This window comes from Anabaena sp. 90, from assembly GCF_000312705.1.
Taxonomy (GTDB): domain Bacteria; phylum Cyanobacteriota; class Cyanobacteriia; order Cyanobacteriales; family Nostocaceae; genus Dolichospermum; species Dolichospermum lemmermannii.
Window position 1 is genome coordinate 270,042 of record NC_019439.1, and the last position, 14,405, is coordinate 284,446.

A 14,405-nucleotide genomic window follows, 5' to 3' on the forward strand; every position below is an offset into this window, starting at 1 on the left:
TATCGGTCATTACCAAAAATAGTTCTCCAAATGCTTCGCCCGTACAGTTGTCATTTGTCAGTAGGGGCGAAGCATTTGGAAGATAAATTATCGGTCATTGCCAAAAATAGTTCTCCAAATGCTTCGCCCGTACAGTTGTCATTTGTCAGTTGTCAGTGGACTAGATTAAGCCGATACGGTCAAGAGGCCAGAAGCGAAATGTAGCACGACCGATGACGTTTTGACGGGGGACAAAACCCCAATAGCGAGAGTCATTACTATCATTGCGGTTGTCTCCCATGACGAAAAATGCGCCTTCCGGGACTTTGATTTCTGGAAATGGGCTATTTGGTGGTTCAGCAATGTAGTCTTCTGTTAAGGCTGTACCGTTGAGGTAAACTTTGCTTTGAGCGATGCTAATTACTGCTCCTGGTTCACCAATTACCCGTTTGATAAAGGCTTGGTTTTGAGAATATCCGCGTCTTTGTAATTCTGGTGGTGAGTTAAAAACGACGATATCGCCGATTTTAGGAGGATGAATCCGGTATGATACTTTTTCTATGACCAAGCGATCGCCTGTGTGTAAAGTAGGGTACATTGATTCTGATGGAATCAGGCGTGGTTCAGCGATAAATGTCCGAATTAGCAGAGCTAAACACAGGGCAATAGTTATTAAAACTAAATTTTCCTGCCAACCACTCCAGATTTTTGTTTGTGAAGAAGCATCTTTTATATCACTTTCGTGAGGAGTCATAGTTAACAGTGTAAGGGGGATAGAAGGGCAGGGGGAGTTGGGGAAGTTGGGGGAGTTGGGGGAGTTGGGGGAGTTGGGGGAGTTGGGGGGGGAAAGAATTTTCCCAATGACAACGGACAACGGACAACTGTACGGGCGAAGCATTTGGAGAACTATTTTTGGCAATGACCGATAATTTATCTTCCAAATGCTTCGCCCCTACTGACAACGGACAACGGACAACGGACAACTGACTAATGACCATTATCTGATTTAGCGGTAATGACTTCTGCGGGACGGAGGACTTTTTCACCTAAATGAAATCCGCGACGGACAATTTTAGTGATTGTTTGGTCTGGGATATCCGTTCTTTCTTCCCGATCAATGACGCGACATAAGTTAAAATCTGGTTCTGTGCCTTCTTGTAATTCTATAGGTAAAAGTTGGCGCTTTCCTAAAACACCGAGAAACTTGCGATTAACTGCACCTATGGATCTGGGTAAGCGTTCGATAAATTCTGGACTAGGATTGGGATTGTTTTCTAGATAGTCTAATAAAGCTTCTAAGGCATCAGCAACTTCTAAAAGTTCCAAGAATAAATCTTCTGTTTGGGCTGTAGTTCGGGTTTGCTGTTCTCTCAAAGACTGCTGTAATACTACATTATCTTTTTGCAGAATGCCGAGTTTTTGGACGAGTAATTCTCGTAATTCTAAGCTAATTAGATAGTTTGGGGATAAGTCAGGCACGGGAAATCTCTTTAGATAGCACAGTTAGAATTTTGTTAGCCCAAGTGTTAATTTGGGAATGAGGATGATTACTCAAAAGCGTTTCCGCAGTAATTACCGCTGCCCGCAGTTGTTTTTTTTGGGCAAAATTTTCAGCTTTCTGACTAGCTTGTTTGAAGTTGTCAACTATCATCATGGGTTTTTCCTTTTACAGCTACTAGGAATTTTCAACTCCTGATCTATATCTAATTTATTTTCCCGTTTTTGTAATTCGGCGTTAGCGGCAACGATTAATTGCCAATCAGTAGGTTTACTACAAAACTTGCCAGCAATACTACTAAGAGTATCTCCTGATTTTACGGTATAAGTGGCTAGTGGTGACGCTGGTTTAGGAATGACAGGGGTAATTACCTGGGGACTGAGATTAGGAGTAGTAGTAACTGTAGGTTTAGGAACTGTTGCGGTATATATAGCTGTTTGCAGGGCAAAAAAACTACCTCCTACACCGATAGTAATACCAATCATCAGCATTAAGATAGCGATGCCTGTTGTCCAGGATTTTGGCCGCTGGGGTAATTCTGCCAATGAGCGAATTAGAGAAACATCAGTATCACAATTAGGACAAATGTTGCCCTCAATTCCTTGATACCCGCAAACAGGACAATCAACTTTAGTTTTGGTGTTCATCGCTTAAGTCCCGTGATAATACTATGACTGGGTAATTCTTGATTTAACCAATGTTGCACATCTGGTTTTAACTTACCTTTGGGGGTTAAAGTCCCCTGCTTCTACAAGCAGCGGGTTTTGCGTCGGGGTAAAATCCCCGTTGCAAAACGTAATTCTAAATTCTAAATTCTAAATTCTGCATTCTTTTAATTCCCGCTATAAATGATCTACCTCATTACTATCACTACTGATGGCTGCATTTAACATCCGAGAGAGTTTGTCAGACATGGCATTAGCTGCAGTAGGGGCAACGGCTTTGGCTTGTTGGATAGCGAGAATACAACTTGTACTAACTGGACTTCATCAGGTAAATTGCGAATTTCTCTTCTGGTTTCTTGACTGTGATCCTCCATGGAGGAGATATTATTAGTATTAATAGCAAATTGTAATTCTTGACTCAAGTTTTGTAATCGTTCTGGCTGAAGTTCAGGAATCATATTCTAATTCTTGATAAATTTTCTCATCTACCTGCCCCCTTGAAAAATTACAACTCACTTTGACAAAGGGATTATTTTTTAACCGACATTCCGCACTCATAATCTAGTATGACCCTTTTCAAGAATTATTCTTAATAAGGTTCAAAATCTTACGTATTAAAGCTTAAAGTATTTGATAAAATATGTATTTTTAAAGACAATAAAAAATAAAATTAAGGAAATATTCGCATATTACAAAATGAAGTGCGGAATATGGGATTTAATTATTAATGAGAACTTAACTAACTCTTGAGTAACCAAACCCGATAAAAATGGTCGGGTATGTTTGACGTGGATTTTGCCTTGTGCTAGTATCATTCCAAAGTTGACGGATACCCAGGGAACGCAAAATTATGACTCAGGCGATTACAAACCTCAACCAAGCGAACACTTCTATTCTCAAGGCTTTGAAGTGTAAAGAATGTGGAGCAGAATACGAACTTAAAGCCACTCATGTATGTGAATTGTGTTTTGGACCGTTGGAAGTCAAATATGATTACAATGTGCTGCGGAGTTTAGTTAGTCGAGAAACTATTGAAGCTGGTCCCAATTCTATCTGGCGCTATCGTCACTTTTTGCCAGTTGCTACAGATGATTATATAGATGTGGGAACAGGAATGACTCCCTTGGTGCGTTCCCACCGTCTTGCCCGTCGCCTGGGTCTAAATAAACTTTATATTAAAAATGATGCCGTCAATATGCCCACCCTGAGCTTTAAGGATCGGGTGGTGTCAGTTGCCCTCAGTAGAGCGAGAGAATTGGGTTTTACGACTGTTTCTTGTGCTAGTACAGGTAATTTAGCAAATTCTACCGCAGCGATCGCCGCCTACGCTGGTTTAGATTGCTGTGTATTTATCCCTTCTGACTTAGAAGCTGGTAAAGTCATCGGTAGCTTGATTTATAGTCCTACCCTGATGTCAGTCAAAGGCAACTATGATCAAGTTAATCGTCTTTGCTCAGAAGTTGCCAATACCCACGGTTGGGGTTTTGTGAATATTAACCTGCGTCCTTACTACTCTGAAGGTTCTAAGACATTAGCCTTTGAAGTTGCAGAACAACTAGGTTGGCAATTACCAGATCATATAGTTGCCCCTTTGGCTTCTGGTTCTCTGTTTACCAAAATTTATAAAGGTTTCCAAGAATTTGTCGAAGTTGGTTTGGTAGAAGGTAAAGATGTTCGCTTTAGTGGCGCTCAAGCGGAAGGTTGTTCCCCCATTGCGAAAGCTTTTAAAGAAGGTAGAGACTTTATTCAACCAGTTAAACCTAACACAATTGCTAAATCCATTGCGATTGGCAATCCTGCCGATGGTGTATATGCTGTAGAAATCGCTCAAAAAACCAACGGTAATATTGAATCAGTTAATGATGCCGAAATTATCGAAGGTATCAAACTATTGGCAGAAACCGAAGGTATCTTTACCGAAACCGCAGGTGGTACAACCGTTGCTGTTCTTAAAAAATTAGTAGAAGCTGGCAAAATTGATCCAGATGAAACTACAGTGGTTTATATCACTGGCAATGGTTTGAAAACCCAGGAAGCAATTCAAGGCTACATTGGTGAACCTTTAACAATTGATGCCAAACTAGACAGTTTTGAACGGGCTTTAGAAAGATCCCGCACACTTGACCGCTTAGAATGGCAAGAAGTTACAGTTTAATCCTGTCACTAACAATTAATTGTAGGGGTTTAGCACTGCTAAACCCCTACCAACCAAATCACTCACTAACAATTAACGTTTAAACAATGGCTGTCAAAGTTTTAGTTCCCACAGTTCTACAAAAGTTTACAGAAGATCAAGCTGTCTTAGAATGTAGTGGTAGTAATATTTCTGAATTGTTTGATTACTTAGAAACAAGCTATCCTGCTATTAAGGGGCGTTTGCGGAAGCCAAACGGAGAGCCTTTACGGTTCTTAAATTTCTATGTCAACAGCGAAGATATTCGATTTTTACAAAATACAGAAACACCACTTGAGGATAAAGATGAAGTGAGTATTGTTCCCGCTGTTGCAGGTGGTTGAAATATCGCTGGAGGGTATGGGATTTTAAAAGTCCCAAATTACCCATTACCCATTACCCATTTTATCCAACATACTTCTTGAAAAGTTACTATTTAAACGATTTTATCCGAATGATAGTCCAAGCTGCACAGAATCATGAAACTTATTAATTCATCCGTCTTTATCTGCGCTAATCTGCGTTAATCTGCGGTTAATTACTCTTGAAATCTTATTTTATATCTAAATAGCTGTAGCTATGCTCTGGTATGTCAAAATAAAAATAACTGACTACCCCAAAATGAGCAATGGCAGAAGAAACTAATCAAAATCAAGCGGGAGATGTAGCTTCTAATCCTGCTGCAACCGCCCCAGAAAAGCCCCCAGCAGAGACTAAAGCTGCCAAAAAGGAAAAACCCCCAGCATTGGAAGATAAGCCTTTTGAAGAGTTTATGCAGCAGCATTACCTCCCAGCGTTGCAAGAGGCAATTACTAAAGAAGGTGTGCCAGATGTAAAGCTGACTTTTGCCAAGCAGAAATATTCTATTATTGGTTTTAATTCAGCGGAAGAATGTTGGCAAGTTATTGGTTCTTGGCAAGGGGGACAACGCCAGTTTAACGTATATTTTCCTGAAGAAAATATTCAAGGTAAAAAGGGATTTTCCTGTAATGAAGGTAAAAAACCCAGTACCTTGGAGTCATTTCTAATTGATGAGCGCAAAACTACCCTAGAATTGTTGGTATCTCGGCTAGTATATCGCTTAAATGGACAAAAGTGGCTAGGTAGAAATTAGAACTTTACAATTCATCGAAATAATAAGTAACGACTCCAGAAATGGGGTCGTTACCTATTCTGAGATGATCTGATTGCAGCATTTCTCTGAGTATAGTTTCCACTTCCACAATACCAGATCCGGTAGCCCTAACACCTTGAATTACAGTTAAACTACCACCATTAGCCTCTGCGGCTTCTATCAGTTTAACAATCAGTGGTTTATCAGTTGGTTTCTGGACTTGGGAAATAAATATCCGTTCATTCATGGGTATACCCAGAGGTGATAAACCTGCTTTTAACCGCAAATTCTGCTCATATTCGTCAACCATATTCGGTATGATTAATAAATCATAGATTTGCCCCATGTAAAATAAACCGCAGGTAAATAGCCATAATAAACCAGTAGCGGTTTTGCCATTATATAACCGATGTAAACCGTTTATTCCCAAAAAACCAGCCCCACATAAAAGGTAAGAGACAAGAATCCGGTCTTTATTTTCGTTATTTTTTATGCTCATTTTATTTTATGTCCATTTAGGATTTACTGGTTTAAGAGTCCACACTTCAATTAAATACCCCTTGTCAGCCTTCGATTCCCCAATTAACGATTGTATTTTTAATTCTAACCATGATTTACCTTTCTCCCGAACTTCAAGCTAGACTTTCCACTCCTTTAAAAATTGGCTCATTTGAGGTTAAAAGCCGGGTTTTACAGTCTCCTTTGTCCGGGGTGACAGATATGGTGTTTCGGCGTTTAGTGCGTCGTTATGCACCAGAATCTATGGTGTATACAGAAATGGTAAATGCTACGGGTTTGCATTACGTTAAGCAGTTACCAATCATTATGGAAGTAGATCCTAATGAACGTCCAATTAGTATTCAATTATTTGATTGTCGTCCGGATTTTCTCGCGGAAGCAGCCATAAAAGCAGTGGCTGAAGGTGCGGATACGATTGATATTAATATGGGATGTCCTGTTAATAAAATTACTAAAAATGGTGGTGGTTCTTCTTTATTACGTCAACCAGAAATTGCGGAAGCAATTGTCCGAGAAGTTGTCAAAGCTGTAGATGTTCCCGTGACGGTGAAAACCCGCATTGGTTGGAATGATCATGAAATTACTATTCTTGATTTTGCGAAAAGAATGGAAGACGCGGGAGCAAAAATGATTACTGTGCATGGACGGACTCGCGCTCAAGGTTACAATGGTAATGCGCGGTGGGAATGGATCAAAAAAGTCAAGGAAATTTTATCAATTCCTGTAATTGGTAATGGGGATATTTTCTCTGTGGAAGCTGCGGTAAAATGTTTAGAACAAACTGGTGCAGATGGGGTAATGTGTTCTCGTGGAACTTTAGGTTATCCGTTTTTAGTTGGTGAGGTTGATCATTTCTTAAAAACTGGAGAATTATTAACACCACCTAACCCAATTCAACGCTTAGAATGTGCCAGAGAACATCTTTTTGCTTTGTGGGAATACAAGGGAGATAGGGGAGTCCGTCAAGCTCGTAAACACATGACTTGGTATGCAAAAGGCTTTATGGGTGCGGCTGATTTACGGGGTAAGTTAAGTTTAATGGAAACTGTCCAACAAGGTTTAGATTTAATTGATGGTGCGATAGAAAGATTAGCAAATGGTTATGAAGTTGAAGAAGAAGTACCAGCTATTATTGCACTTTAGCATTGATTTCTAGATTAGGTTAAGCGATAGGTTAACACAAGCTAAGGGACTTCCAAATAAAAAAATACTCAACCACCTAACGCAAAAATCTCTCAAACCCTTATTCCTCTGTGTCCTCTGCGCCTCTGTGGTTCGTTAATCAGGATAATTTATTTCTTGGAAGTCCCTAAGTAGGTTGGCGTTGAAAATTGTCGTTATGGCAAAGCAAAAGGCAAGAGGCAAGAGTGAAGAGGGTTTAGGCGATTTTACATTTCTTTACACAGTTTGGTTTTATTGTGTTCACCTACTTAAGTGCGATCGCTAATTCTTTAAACTCCCACTTTTTATAACAAACCCCGATAACGAATAAAAATCAAAATCACAGCCCAAGAACCTAATGCCACTTTAACAGCAACTAAGATATTTAATATTGGCAAAATTCCGCCACTAAAAAGCATTCCTAACTCACCGTGTGGTAACTCAAATCCCGACAAAGTTATCACTGATAAAACAATAAAGACTAACACCGAAATCTTTTCCCACATAGCCGCGTGCCACTGTTGGTAAATATCCTGCATCCATTGGTATGATGAGGTAATTGCTATGAGTCCGATTGCTGTTCCTCCAGCCACCCCAGCCGCAAAACCACCTCCCGGACTCAAATGCCCCCTAATTGCTAATTCAATGCCCACTAATGCCGCAATTGTCGCCCCTAGACGAGCTAATATTATTGATGGTTGATCTTTAAATTGATAGATGCTGCAAGATGGTTTTTCATTAGCTAATAAAAAATTAGCTCCGAGAATGGCTATAGTAAAAACAATAACTTCAAAGATTGTATCATATAGCCGATTTCTGAAAATAATCCCTGATACTGCATTGGGAACACCACTTTCTTTAACCACTGTTTCCACAATGGAAATATCTGGTAAATTTAGTTCGGAATTAGGCATAATCAGCATTTTCACAAATAAAGCTATTCCGGCTAAAATGTAAACTAATTTCATAAATTTTGCGCTCCTGAATCTAAAATATTGAAATATTGTAAAGTTGTTTTTGGTGATGAAAGTTTACTTTGCATAATCTTATAGATGCGTTCCACTCTAATTACAGTTTGGTATGTTTCCTGTGCTTGCTCACTTTTTTCTAATTGCACACAACTAGCATGAATTTCTTTTTCTATTAATGCCTGTTGTAAGGTTTCTTTAGTAGGATAAGGTACGAGTTCTAGACGTAAATAATGTTCATTAAAAATGCTGCGAAAATCGTTTATCAGTTGTTGAAAATTGCTATCCTGATTTTTTTCTATTGACTGATTTTCCATGACACCAAGACGTAATACTAAGGATGAACGAACTGCGATCGCATAGAGGGTAATTGATAGCATTGTTCCCATTAATGCTTCTGTTAAAGCCACATCTGCTGCACCTAAAACTGCATCTACCATTGCCGCAACTGCACCGAGTACCCCACGAATGATTAAGGCATGATAGGGGTTAGTTTGAGTTACTAACATCCCCGCAGTTAAGGGTAATAAAGCAATGATTAAATAGAGATAAGTATCATTCATGTTTTTCCTCTGCTGTTGAACAATATGCTAATACATAACCCAGCATAGTATTCCAAATTGCTAAGGAGATAATGCCAAGAATAAGTAATGGCCATTCACTGGGTATTTTCAATAATAGTCCGACAATAATCATCATTGAACCTAACGTATCAGCAACAGAAAGTCCATGTAATTTGAATAATACTGATCTGTTGCTGACTAAATGAGAAGTTCCCCAAAACCAGAAAACTATGCCGATACCTATGCAGGTATAACTAAGAATGTTGATCATTTAGTAGTCCTATTTGAATTGTAAAAGTTGCTAGTTGTCAGATCCCCGACTTCTTTTAGTATCTAGTAAATAAATTATTAATTAAGATCAGAAGTCGGGGATCTTATTGTTAGTTTTAATCATACTTCACCTAATCTTCTGAGAATATGTGCTAATAACATTAATGCGGCATTTCCTACCGTCAAAATAATCGCTGCGACTACACCAATCATCCAATCATCTCGTAAAACGGAAATTACGAGAATCATGATGGCTACTTTACTAGAAATGCTGCCAAAAGCTAACATTTTCTGCCAGGTATCATCACTTCTCCAAGCTTCATAAATGGGAATGAGTAGTGCTAAAATCATTGCCGTTAAGACTATTTCTAGTTTCATGATTGTTTTCTCTTGGGTTTAATGTGGTGGACTTCATACCATCCTTCTTCGTGGTATTTCATGACGATGGTTTTGGGTGTAAAGGTAATTAGAAATATATCAAGAAAAATCAATAAAGGTGATCTGTTGAGTTTGACTCTTTCCATGATAATTTCTTCTTGATTATGGGGACGGAAGATAATTTCAAATGCCTCCATAAAAGCAACCGGAATAGCAACAAAGATTTTAATTATTACCTTTAACCAAGATTTTAATTTTTCTGGTGATGACTTACCACGTGGTAAAAGTAAGGCAATAATTACACCGATGATAATATTTGTTAAACTCACATTAGCTGTGAGTAATAACCAAATTGACAGTCTGAATATGAGATGTCCAATCATGGTAAAGCCATCCAAAATAATAGGATTAAAGTTAAACTCATGACACCAACTAAATGCTCAAATTCTTCAAATACACGAGGTAGAGATATGGATAATTTCTTGAAAATGAAATGATATCCTAACCAGCCCGCAGCAATAGTTAAAAGTGCTTTTGTGATATTGGTGATTTCATAAGCTGGAAGATAGACAATATTTGCCACAAATAATCCAGTAATTAAAAAGATTACTGATATCCAAAAACCGGATTTTGTTTTCTGTTCTTCTTCTTCTGCTTTTATATGGGGGAGAAAAATAAATTTAGCAAAAGATATGGCTGTACCAACTGCGGCAATATTCATCACTATAAATTGCCAAGATTCTACATTTTTTATCGTTAATACCTTTGCTGCAAACCCTGACAACAAAGGCAAACCAGAAATTGATAAACTAGCAATAACTAAAGGTATCCAAATTGTTGTATGAATGGGTTTATTTTGCAGTTCTTTAAAATTGCGACTGGGTAAAGAACCCGCAATCAAAAATAAAGACGATTTGACTAATCCATGGGTGAGGGCATAAAATCCACCTACAGCCGGTGCAGCGAGAATCCAGCCTAACTGGGAAATAGTGCTAAATGCTAACAGGCGCTTGGTATCCTTTTCAAAGACAGCATAGGATACACCCATTAAAGCTGTTCCCACACCAAAAATTCTGACTATAATATCAATTTCTTCGGAAACTAATGCACAACGTAATAAAGGCAAAACACTGGCTTTAACGACAATTCCTGACATCAATGCGGAAACTGGGGTTTCTGATTCAGAATGAGTTAAAGGTAGCCATAAACCGGAGACAAAAATTCCAGCTTTGATGAATAATCCCAGAAAAATTAGTGCTAGTGCTTCCGGGGGTGATCCTTTTAACCCGGCAAAATTAAAGGAATGATGTGTTTGATAAACTAATACTGCACCTACTAGATAAAATAACATTGCAGTATTGCTAACAAAGAGATACCGTAAACCTACCCAAATTGAGCGATCGCTACGGGGATAAGCAATCAACAGAAAAGCCGCAATACCGCTGACCTCTAAAGCCACATATAAACTAATGAAATCGGCACAGATAAAGGCAGCATTGAGGCTACCATGCACAATAATCATCTGGGCATAGAAAAAAGCCGTTTTATCACTGCGCCAGCAGTAGAGGGCAACAGCAGCCGTTACCAGGGCATTTGTGAAAATAAAATAACCACTTAACTCGTCGGCTACTAAGGTAATACCGAAACTATCCAGTAAATTCATTGTGATGGGTGATGGTTCGATAAATAGCTGCAACCCATAAGCAGCAGAAGCAATAGTCCCCCACAATGTCAAATGTCGGTTCAGTTTGGGGACTAGAAAAATCATGAACCCTAGAAAAAATGGGGTAGCAATCCAAGCTAGTGTAATGGTATTCATGGTGTATTATTTTTTTCAATCTCGTTGCTTTCCAATGTGGGGTTATCCCGTGCTAATTTCATCACACCAACCAGCATCAAAGCCTGAATGGAAAACCCGATAACTATCGCTGTTAATATCACTGCTTGGGGAACTGGATCGGCATAAGCAATGTTTTTTACATCGGAAATAATGGGAGTAAATAAGCCTTGTCGTGATGCAATTAGTACATAAAAGGCAATCACACCTGTACTCATCACATCCATAGAGACAATTTTCATTACCAGGTTTTTTTTGAGGATGATGCCAAAAAAACCACACAATATTGTTATCAGTACGCACGCTTCTAACACGGGAGTTATTTAATTTCATGATAAAGTGCTGATTTAATATAAGCACGAATTTCTAGTGCTAAGTTAATCTTGACACTAAAATATTCTGATGATTATTATAGGTATATCTAATGATTTATGTTTTCTTTACTTTTAAAATATCTGTTGAGATAAATCTATCCTTTCACAACTTTTAAAGTTTGCAAAGTTTCATCTGCACAACCAGTAATAAAACCACCCATTTTTTGAATTTCTTGCAAATATTCTAAAGCTGATTTTGTAATTAGTTCTCCTGGCATTAATACGGGAATTCCTGGAGGATAAGGACAAATAATTTCTGCACAAATCCGTTCTAGGGTTTTCTCGAAAGGTAAGATCTCACTATCAGCAAAAAATGCCTCACGGGGAGAAATGCACATAGAAGGGGCGATTATAGTATCTTTTTTATATTTACAGATTTTTTCCCGATTTGTCAAGTGGGGAATTTGGGTAAGATTATTTAAGGTTTGTACTAATGTTTCAATATCAGTTTTTGTGTTTCCTAGGCTAATAATAAATGTGAGATTTTGTAAAGATGAAAATTCTGGGGTTACTCCATTGGCATTAATAATATCTTCAGCAGTAAAACCTGTTAAACCTAACTGAGAAACATTAACGGTTAACCGGGTTTTATCTAAATCTATAAAGCCGTTATTTTTTATATGGTTTTGAGCTATTTGTAAAACCGATAAACTAGGAATTTTGTTGATTTTATCAATTGCTTCTTTGGCTAATTCCAAAGTTTCAAACATCAGCTTTTCTCCATGTATTGCCATTTGCTGACGTGCGGCATCTAGAGAAGCTAAAAGGATAAAACTAGGACTGGTAGATTGAACTAATTGCAAAGCTTTATTCACTCTATCAATATCAATTCTTTGACCTTGAATATGTAACATTGATGCTTGTGTCATTGCTCCCAATGTTTTATGAATTGATTGTACTGTTAAATCTGCCCCTGCGGATAAAGCAGATGTTGGTAATTCTGGGTGAAAATGAAAATGTGCGCCATGGGCTTCGTCTACAATTAAGGGAATATTATATTGGTGGGTAAGGTTTACCAATGCTGGCAAATTCCCACAAACACCATAATAATTAGGATAAACTATCAGCACTACTTTTGTATCTGGATGTTTTGCTAATGCTGCTTTTAATGTTTCCGGTGTAATACTGTAAGAAATATCTAAATCTGAGTTGTATGCAGGATTTATAAAAATAGGAATTGCCCCAGAAAGAATTAACCCAGAAATCACAGAAGAGTGGACATTTCGCGGCAGAATAATTTTTTCTCCTGTTCTACAAGTAGCGAGAATTGCAGCTTCAATTCCGCAGGTAGAACCATTAACTAAAAACCATGTTTTCTCTGCACCAAAAGCCTCTGCTGCTAGTTCTTGTGCTGCGAGAATTACGCTTTGGGGTGTGAATAAATTATCTAATTCTGCTAATTCTGTTAAGTCAGCACGAAAGACATCTTTTCCAATTAAATCGGTTAAAAGTGGGGAAATGCCCGCACCGTGTTTATGTCCTGGGGTGTAAAATGGGGCGTGAGGACGGGTTGTACAGGCTTTTAAGGCATCTATCAGGGGGGTTTGGTTTTGGTTGAGCATTTTTGGGGGAAAAGGAAGTGTTTAGGACTTTAGGTAAAATTGATAAAGTATAGAATATAAAGAAATAATATGATATATTGTATTTAAATTCAAATCTTTATGCAGACCGAAACTATGACTAACGAAGAAGAAATATTTTTTGAGGAAGAGGAAGATCAAGAAATTGAGTCTCAACCGCTGAGTGAGTTAATTCCTGAATTAAAGCAAATTCGAGAAATTGTTGTTTCTGGTAGTGACTGGACAACAGCAACAATACTTGATCAGCTTCTTCGCAATAATATCCAATTAACTCCAAGATTTCAAAGACGAGACGCTTGGGATATAACACTCAAAAGTAGATTTATCGAATCACTTATACTTGGGTTTCCAGTACCACAAATAGTATTAGCAACTAGTCAAGAACAAGGTAAATTTATTGTTCTTGATGGTAAGCAACGCTTGTTAACAATTCTGCAATTTTATGGCAGGAGTGATGAAAACATACCAAATAATGCCTTTGCTTTAAGAAATCTAGAATTTAGACGTGATTTAATTGGCAAAAAATATGAAGACATAAGAAGTGATTTATTTTTGAGTAGAGATACTGATAATCTTGATAATCAAACTATTCGCACTATGCTTCTGCGGAATATAAAAGACGAAAATTTCCTTTATAAAATTTTTCTACGTTTGAATGTACAAAGTACACCATTATCAGCACAAGAACTTCGACAAGCATTACATCATGGTTCATTTATCAATTTTTTAGATGATCAATCAATTAAAAGTCAAGCTCTTAAAAAAATATTCAAATCACCACATCCTGATTTTCGGATGAGAGATGTCGAATTATTGTTACGTTATGTAGGATTTCATTATTTTCTATCTAAATATAGTGGAAACCTTAAATCATTTCTTGACATGACCTGCACAGAACTTAATAAAGATTGGAATAACAAACATAATGATATTGAAAATGTAGTTAACCAATTTGAGGAAGCAGTACAAACAACTATTAATATATTTGGAGACAAAAACTTTTTTCGTATGTGGTTAAGCAATGATAAAAAATATAGAAGACGCTTTAATAGAGCAATTTTAGATGTGATGGTATTTTATTTTTCAGATGAAATTATCAGACAATCTGCTGAAAGAAATCAAGACAAAGTTCAAGAAGCTTTAAAAAAATTATGTTCATCAAATAACGACTTTAAAGAAGGTGTTGAAGGAACAACCAAAAACATTAGTCAAACTTACAATCGTTTTAGATTTTGGGGCGAAAGTCTACTAGAAGTTTTAGATGTAGAATTTAACCTACCTCAATTCGTTGATAATCGTATTATTTTCAATGGTTTGAGATAGGTT

General features: G+C 37.6%; 21 protein-coding genes. 6 read left to right on the forward strand and 15 right to left on the reverse strand.

The features are described from left to right. Positions 1–30: 30 nt before the first annotated feature. Entirely contained in the window at positions 31–204 is a 174-nt protein-coding gene (locus tag ANA_RS25000; protein ID WP_235082128.1) for a hypothetical protein, read from the forward strand. Here the strand turns inward: ANA_RS25000 and lepB are convergent. From lepB to ANA_RS20050, 6 genes are all read right to left on the reverse strand, one after another. Beyond that, complete coding sequence (lepB, locus tag ANA_RS20025; RefSeq protein ID WP_015083240.1) at positions 161–733, reverse strand: signal peptidase I; 573 nt, start codon at positions 731–733, stop codon at positions 161–163. The genes ANA_RS25000 and lepB overlap by 44 nt on opposite strands. After that, positions 714–977: a hypothetical protein gene (locus ANA_RS20030; RefSeq protein ID WP_015083241.1), complete on the reverse strand. Its 264-nt coding sequence runs from the start codon at positions 975–977 to the stop codon at positions 714–716. Before ANA_RS20030 ends, lepB begins: the two co-directional genes overlap by 20 nt. Next, a complete protein-coding gene (locus ANA_RS20035) occupies positions 967–1,458 on the reverse strand; it encodes a nucleotide exchange factor GrpE (RefSeq protein ID WP_015083242.1) in 492 nt (163 codons plus the stop codon). The genes ANA_RS20030 and ANA_RS20035 overlap by 11 nt, the downstream gene beginning before the upstream one ends. Next, complete coding sequence (locus ANA_RS20040) at positions 1,451–1,633, reverse strand: hypothetical protein (protein ID WP_148279137.1); 183 nt, start codon at positions 1,631–1,633, stop codon at positions 1,451–1,453. Before ANA_RS20040 ends, ANA_RS20035 begins: the two co-directional genes overlap by 8 nt. Then, positions 1,630–2,124 (reverse strand): LysM peptidoglycan-binding domain-containing protein, encoded by a 495-nt coding sequence (locus ANA_RS20045; protein ID WP_015083243.1) that lies wholly within the window; start codon positions 2,122–2,124, stop codon positions 1,630–1,632. The genes ANA_RS20040 and ANA_RS20045 overlap by 4 nt, the downstream gene beginning before the upstream one ends. A gap of 239 nt (positions 2,125–2,363) precedes the next feature. After that, the gene (locus ANA_RS20050) at positions 2,364–2,600 is read right to left on the reverse strand and encodes a hypothetical protein (protein ID WP_041458581.1); all 237 of its coding nucleotides are present in this window, start codon (positions 2,598–2,600) and stop codon (positions 2,364–2,366) included. Positions 2,601–2,992: 392 nt separating this feature from the next. Between ANA_RS20050 and thrC the strand changes: the two genes are divergently transcribed. The 3 genes from thrC to ANA_RS20065 all read left to right on the forward strand — a co-directional run bounded on the left by thrC (position 2,993) and on the right by ANA_RS20065 (position 5,429). After that, positions 2,993–4,297, forward strand: coding sequence for a threonine synthase (thrC, locus tag ANA_RS20055; RefSeq protein ID WP_015083244.1), 1,305 nt, complete (start codon positions 2,993–2,995; stop codon positions 4,295–4,297). Between the two features lie 86 nt (positions 4,298–4,383). Further along, entirely contained in the window at positions 4,384–4,659 is a 276-nt protein-coding gene (locus ANA_RS20060) for a MoaD/ThiS family protein (RefSeq protein WP_015083245.1), read from the forward strand. Positions 4,660–4,943: 284 nt separating this feature from the next. Further along, complete coding sequence (locus ANA_RS20065; RefSeq protein WP_015083246.1) at positions 4,944–5,429, forward strand: DUF2996 domain-containing protein; 486 nt, start codon at positions 4,944–4,946, stop codon at positions 5,427–5,429. A gap of 4 nt (positions 5,430–5,433) precedes the next feature. Here ANA_RS20065 and ANA_RS20070 read toward each other — a convergent pair whose 3' ends face one another. Then, on the reverse strand, positions 5,434–5,928 hold the full coding sequence (locus tag ANA_RS20070) for a TM2 domain-containing protein (RefSeq protein WP_015083247.1): 495 nt from the start codon (positions 5,926–5,928) through the stop codon (positions 5,434–5,436). Between the two features lie 110 nt (positions 5,929–6,038). Here ANA_RS20070 and dusB point away from each other — a divergent pair, with 110 nt between their 5' ends. Continuing rightward, entirely contained in the window at positions 6,039–7,091 is a 1,053-nt protein-coding gene (gene dusB, locus ANA_RS20075) for a tRNA dihydrouridine synthase DusB (protein WP_015083248.1), read from the forward strand. Between the two features lie 323 nt (positions 7,092–7,414). Here the strand turns inward: dusB and ANA_RS20080 are convergent, their stop codons facing one another. The 8 genes from ANA_RS20080 to ANA_RS20115 all read right to left on the reverse strand — a co-directional run bounded on the left by ANA_RS20080 (position 7,415) and on the right by ANA_RS20115 (position 13,061). Beyond that, the gene (locus tag ANA_RS20080; protein ID WP_015083250.1) at positions 7,415–8,077 is read right to left on the reverse strand and encodes a Na(+)/H(+) antiporter subunit B; all 663 of its coding nucleotides are present in this window, start codon (positions 8,075–8,077) and stop codon (positions 7,415–7,417) included. Next, positions 8,074–8,640 carry a DUF4040 domain-containing protein gene (locus ANA_RS20085; protein ID WP_015083251.1) on the reverse strand — a complete coding sequence of 189 codons (567 nt, stop codon included), beginning with the start codon at positions 8,638–8,640 and terminating at the stop codon, positions 8,074–8,076. The genes ANA_RS20080 and ANA_RS20085 overlap by 4 nt, the downstream gene beginning before the upstream one ends. Next, positions 8,633–8,911, reverse strand: coding sequence for a monovalent cation/H(+) antiporter subunit G (locus tag ANA_RS20090; RefSeq protein ID WP_015083252.1), 279 nt, complete (start codon positions 8,909–8,911; stop codon positions 8,633–8,635). The genes ANA_RS20085 and ANA_RS20090 overlap by 8 nt, the downstream gene beginning before the upstream one ends. Positions 8,912–9,030: 119 nt before the next feature. Beyond that, complete coding sequence (locus ANA_RS20095; protein WP_015083253.1) at positions 9,031–9,288, reverse strand: hypothetical protein; 258 nt, start codon at positions 9,286–9,288, stop codon at positions 9,031–9,033. Then, positions 9,285–9,671, reverse strand: a complete 387-nt coding sequence (locus tag ANA_RS20100) for a Na+/H+ antiporter subunit E (RefSeq protein WP_015083254.1) — start codon at positions 9,669–9,671, stop codon at positions 9,285–9,287. The genes ANA_RS20095 and ANA_RS20100 overlap by 4 nt, the downstream gene beginning before the upstream one ends. Then, positions 9,668–11,107, reverse strand: coding sequence for a cation:proton antiporter (locus ANA_RS20105; RefSeq protein WP_015083255.1), 1,440 nt, complete (start codon positions 11,105–11,107; stop codon positions 9,668–9,670). The genes ANA_RS20100 and ANA_RS20105 overlap by 4 nt, the downstream gene beginning before the upstream one ends. Further along, complete coding sequence (locus ANA_RS20110; protein ID WP_015083256.1) at positions 11,104–11,439, reverse strand: cation:proton antiporter subunit C; 336 nt, start codon at positions 11,437–11,439, stop codon at positions 11,104–11,106. Before ANA_RS20110 ends, ANA_RS20105 begins: the two co-directional genes overlap by 4 nt. Positions 11,440–11,594: 155 nt before the next feature. Continuing rightward, complete coding sequence (locus ANA_RS20115) at positions 11,595–13,061, reverse strand: aminotransferase class I/II-fold pyridoxal phosphate-dependent enzyme (RefSeq protein WP_015083257.1); 1,467 nt, start codon at positions 13,059–13,061, stop codon at positions 11,595–11,597. Between the two features lie 114 nt (positions 13,062–13,175). Between ANA_RS20115 and ANA_RS20120 the strand changes: the two genes are divergently transcribed. Beyond that, on the forward strand, positions 13,176–14,402 hold the full coding sequence (locus ANA_RS20120; protein WP_235082129.1) for a DUF262 domain-containing protein: 1,227 nt from the start codon (positions 13,176–13,178) through the stop codon (positions 14,400–14,402). Positions 14,403–14,405: the final 3 nt, after the last annotated feature.

Excerpts from the sequence above, each read along its gene's own strand:
- ANA_RS25000 (WP_235082128.1), top strand. The coding sequence starts at position 31 with ATGCTTCGCCCGTACAGTTGTCATTTGTCAGTAGGGGCGAAGCATTTG.
- lepB (WP_015083240.1), bottom strand. The coding sequence starts at position 733 with ATGACTCCTCACGAAAGTGATATAAAAGATGCTTCTTCACAAACAAAA.
- ANA_RS20030 (WP_015083241.1), bottom strand. The coding sequence starts at position 977 with ATGGTCATTAGTCAGTTGTCCGTTGTCCGTTGTCCGTTGTCAGTAGGG.
- ANA_RS20040 (WP_148279137.1), bottom strand. The coding sequence starts at position 1,633 with ATGATGATAGTTGACAACTTCAAACAAGCTAGTCAGAAAGCTGAAAAT.
- ANA_RS20045 (WP_015083243.1), bottom strand. The coding sequence starts at position 2,124 with ATGAACACCAAAACTAAAGTTGATTGTCCTGTTTGCGGGTATCAAGGA.
- ANA_RS20050 (WP_041458581.1), bottom strand. The coding sequence starts at position 2,600 with ATGATTCCTGAACTTCAGCCAGAACGATTACAAAACTTGAGTCAAGAA.
- thrC (WP_015083244.1), top strand. The coding sequence starts at position 2,993 with ATGACTCAGGCGATTACAAACCTCAACCAAGCGAACACTTCTATTCTC.
- ANA_RS20060 (WP_015083245.1), top strand. The coding sequence starts at position 4,384 with ATGGCTGTCAAAGTTTTAGTTCCCACAGTTCTACAAAAGTTTACAGAA.
- ANA_RS20065 (WP_015083246.1), top strand. The coding sequence starts at position 4,944 with ATGGCAGAAGAAACTAATCAAAATCAAGCGGGAGATGTAGCTTCTAAT.
- ANA_RS20070 (WP_015083247.1), bottom strand. The coding sequence starts at position 5,928 with ATGAGCATAAAAAATAACGAAAATAAAGACCGGATTCTTGTCTCTTAC.
- dusB (WP_015083248.1), top strand. The coding sequence starts at position 6,039 with ATGATTTACCTTTCTCCCGAACTTCAAGCTAGACTTTCCACTCCTTTA.
- ANA_RS20080 (WP_015083250.1), bottom strand. The coding sequence starts at position 8,077 with ATGAAATTAGTTTACATTTTAGCCGGAATAGCTTTATTTGTGAAAATG.
- ANA_RS20085 (WP_015083251.1), bottom strand. The coding sequence starts at position 8,640 with ATGAATGATACTTATCTCTATTTAATCATTGCTTTATTACCCTTAACT.
- ANA_RS20090 (WP_015083252.1), bottom strand. The coding sequence starts at position 8,911 with ATGATCAACATTCTTAGTTATACCTGCATAGGTATCGGCATAGTTTTC.
- ANA_RS20095 (WP_015083253.1), bottom strand. The coding sequence starts at position 9,288 with ATGAAACTAGAAATAGTCTTAACGGCAATGATTTTAGCACTACTCATT.
- ANA_RS20100 (WP_015083254.1), bottom strand. The coding sequence starts at position 9,671 with ATGATTGGACATCTCATATTCAGACTGTCAATTTGGTTATTACTCACA.
- ANA_RS20105 (WP_015083255.1), bottom strand. The coding sequence starts at position 11,107 with ATGAATACCATTACACTAGCTTGGATTGCTACCCCATTTTTTCTAGGG.
- ANA_RS20115 (WP_015083257.1), bottom strand. The coding sequence starts at position 13,061 with ATGCTCAACCAAAACCAAACCCCCCTGATAGATGCCTTAAAAGCCTGT.
- ANA_RS20120 (WP_235082129.1), top strand. The coding sequence starts at position 13,176 with ATGACTAACGAAGAAGAAATATTTTTTGAGGAAGAGGAAGATCAAGAA.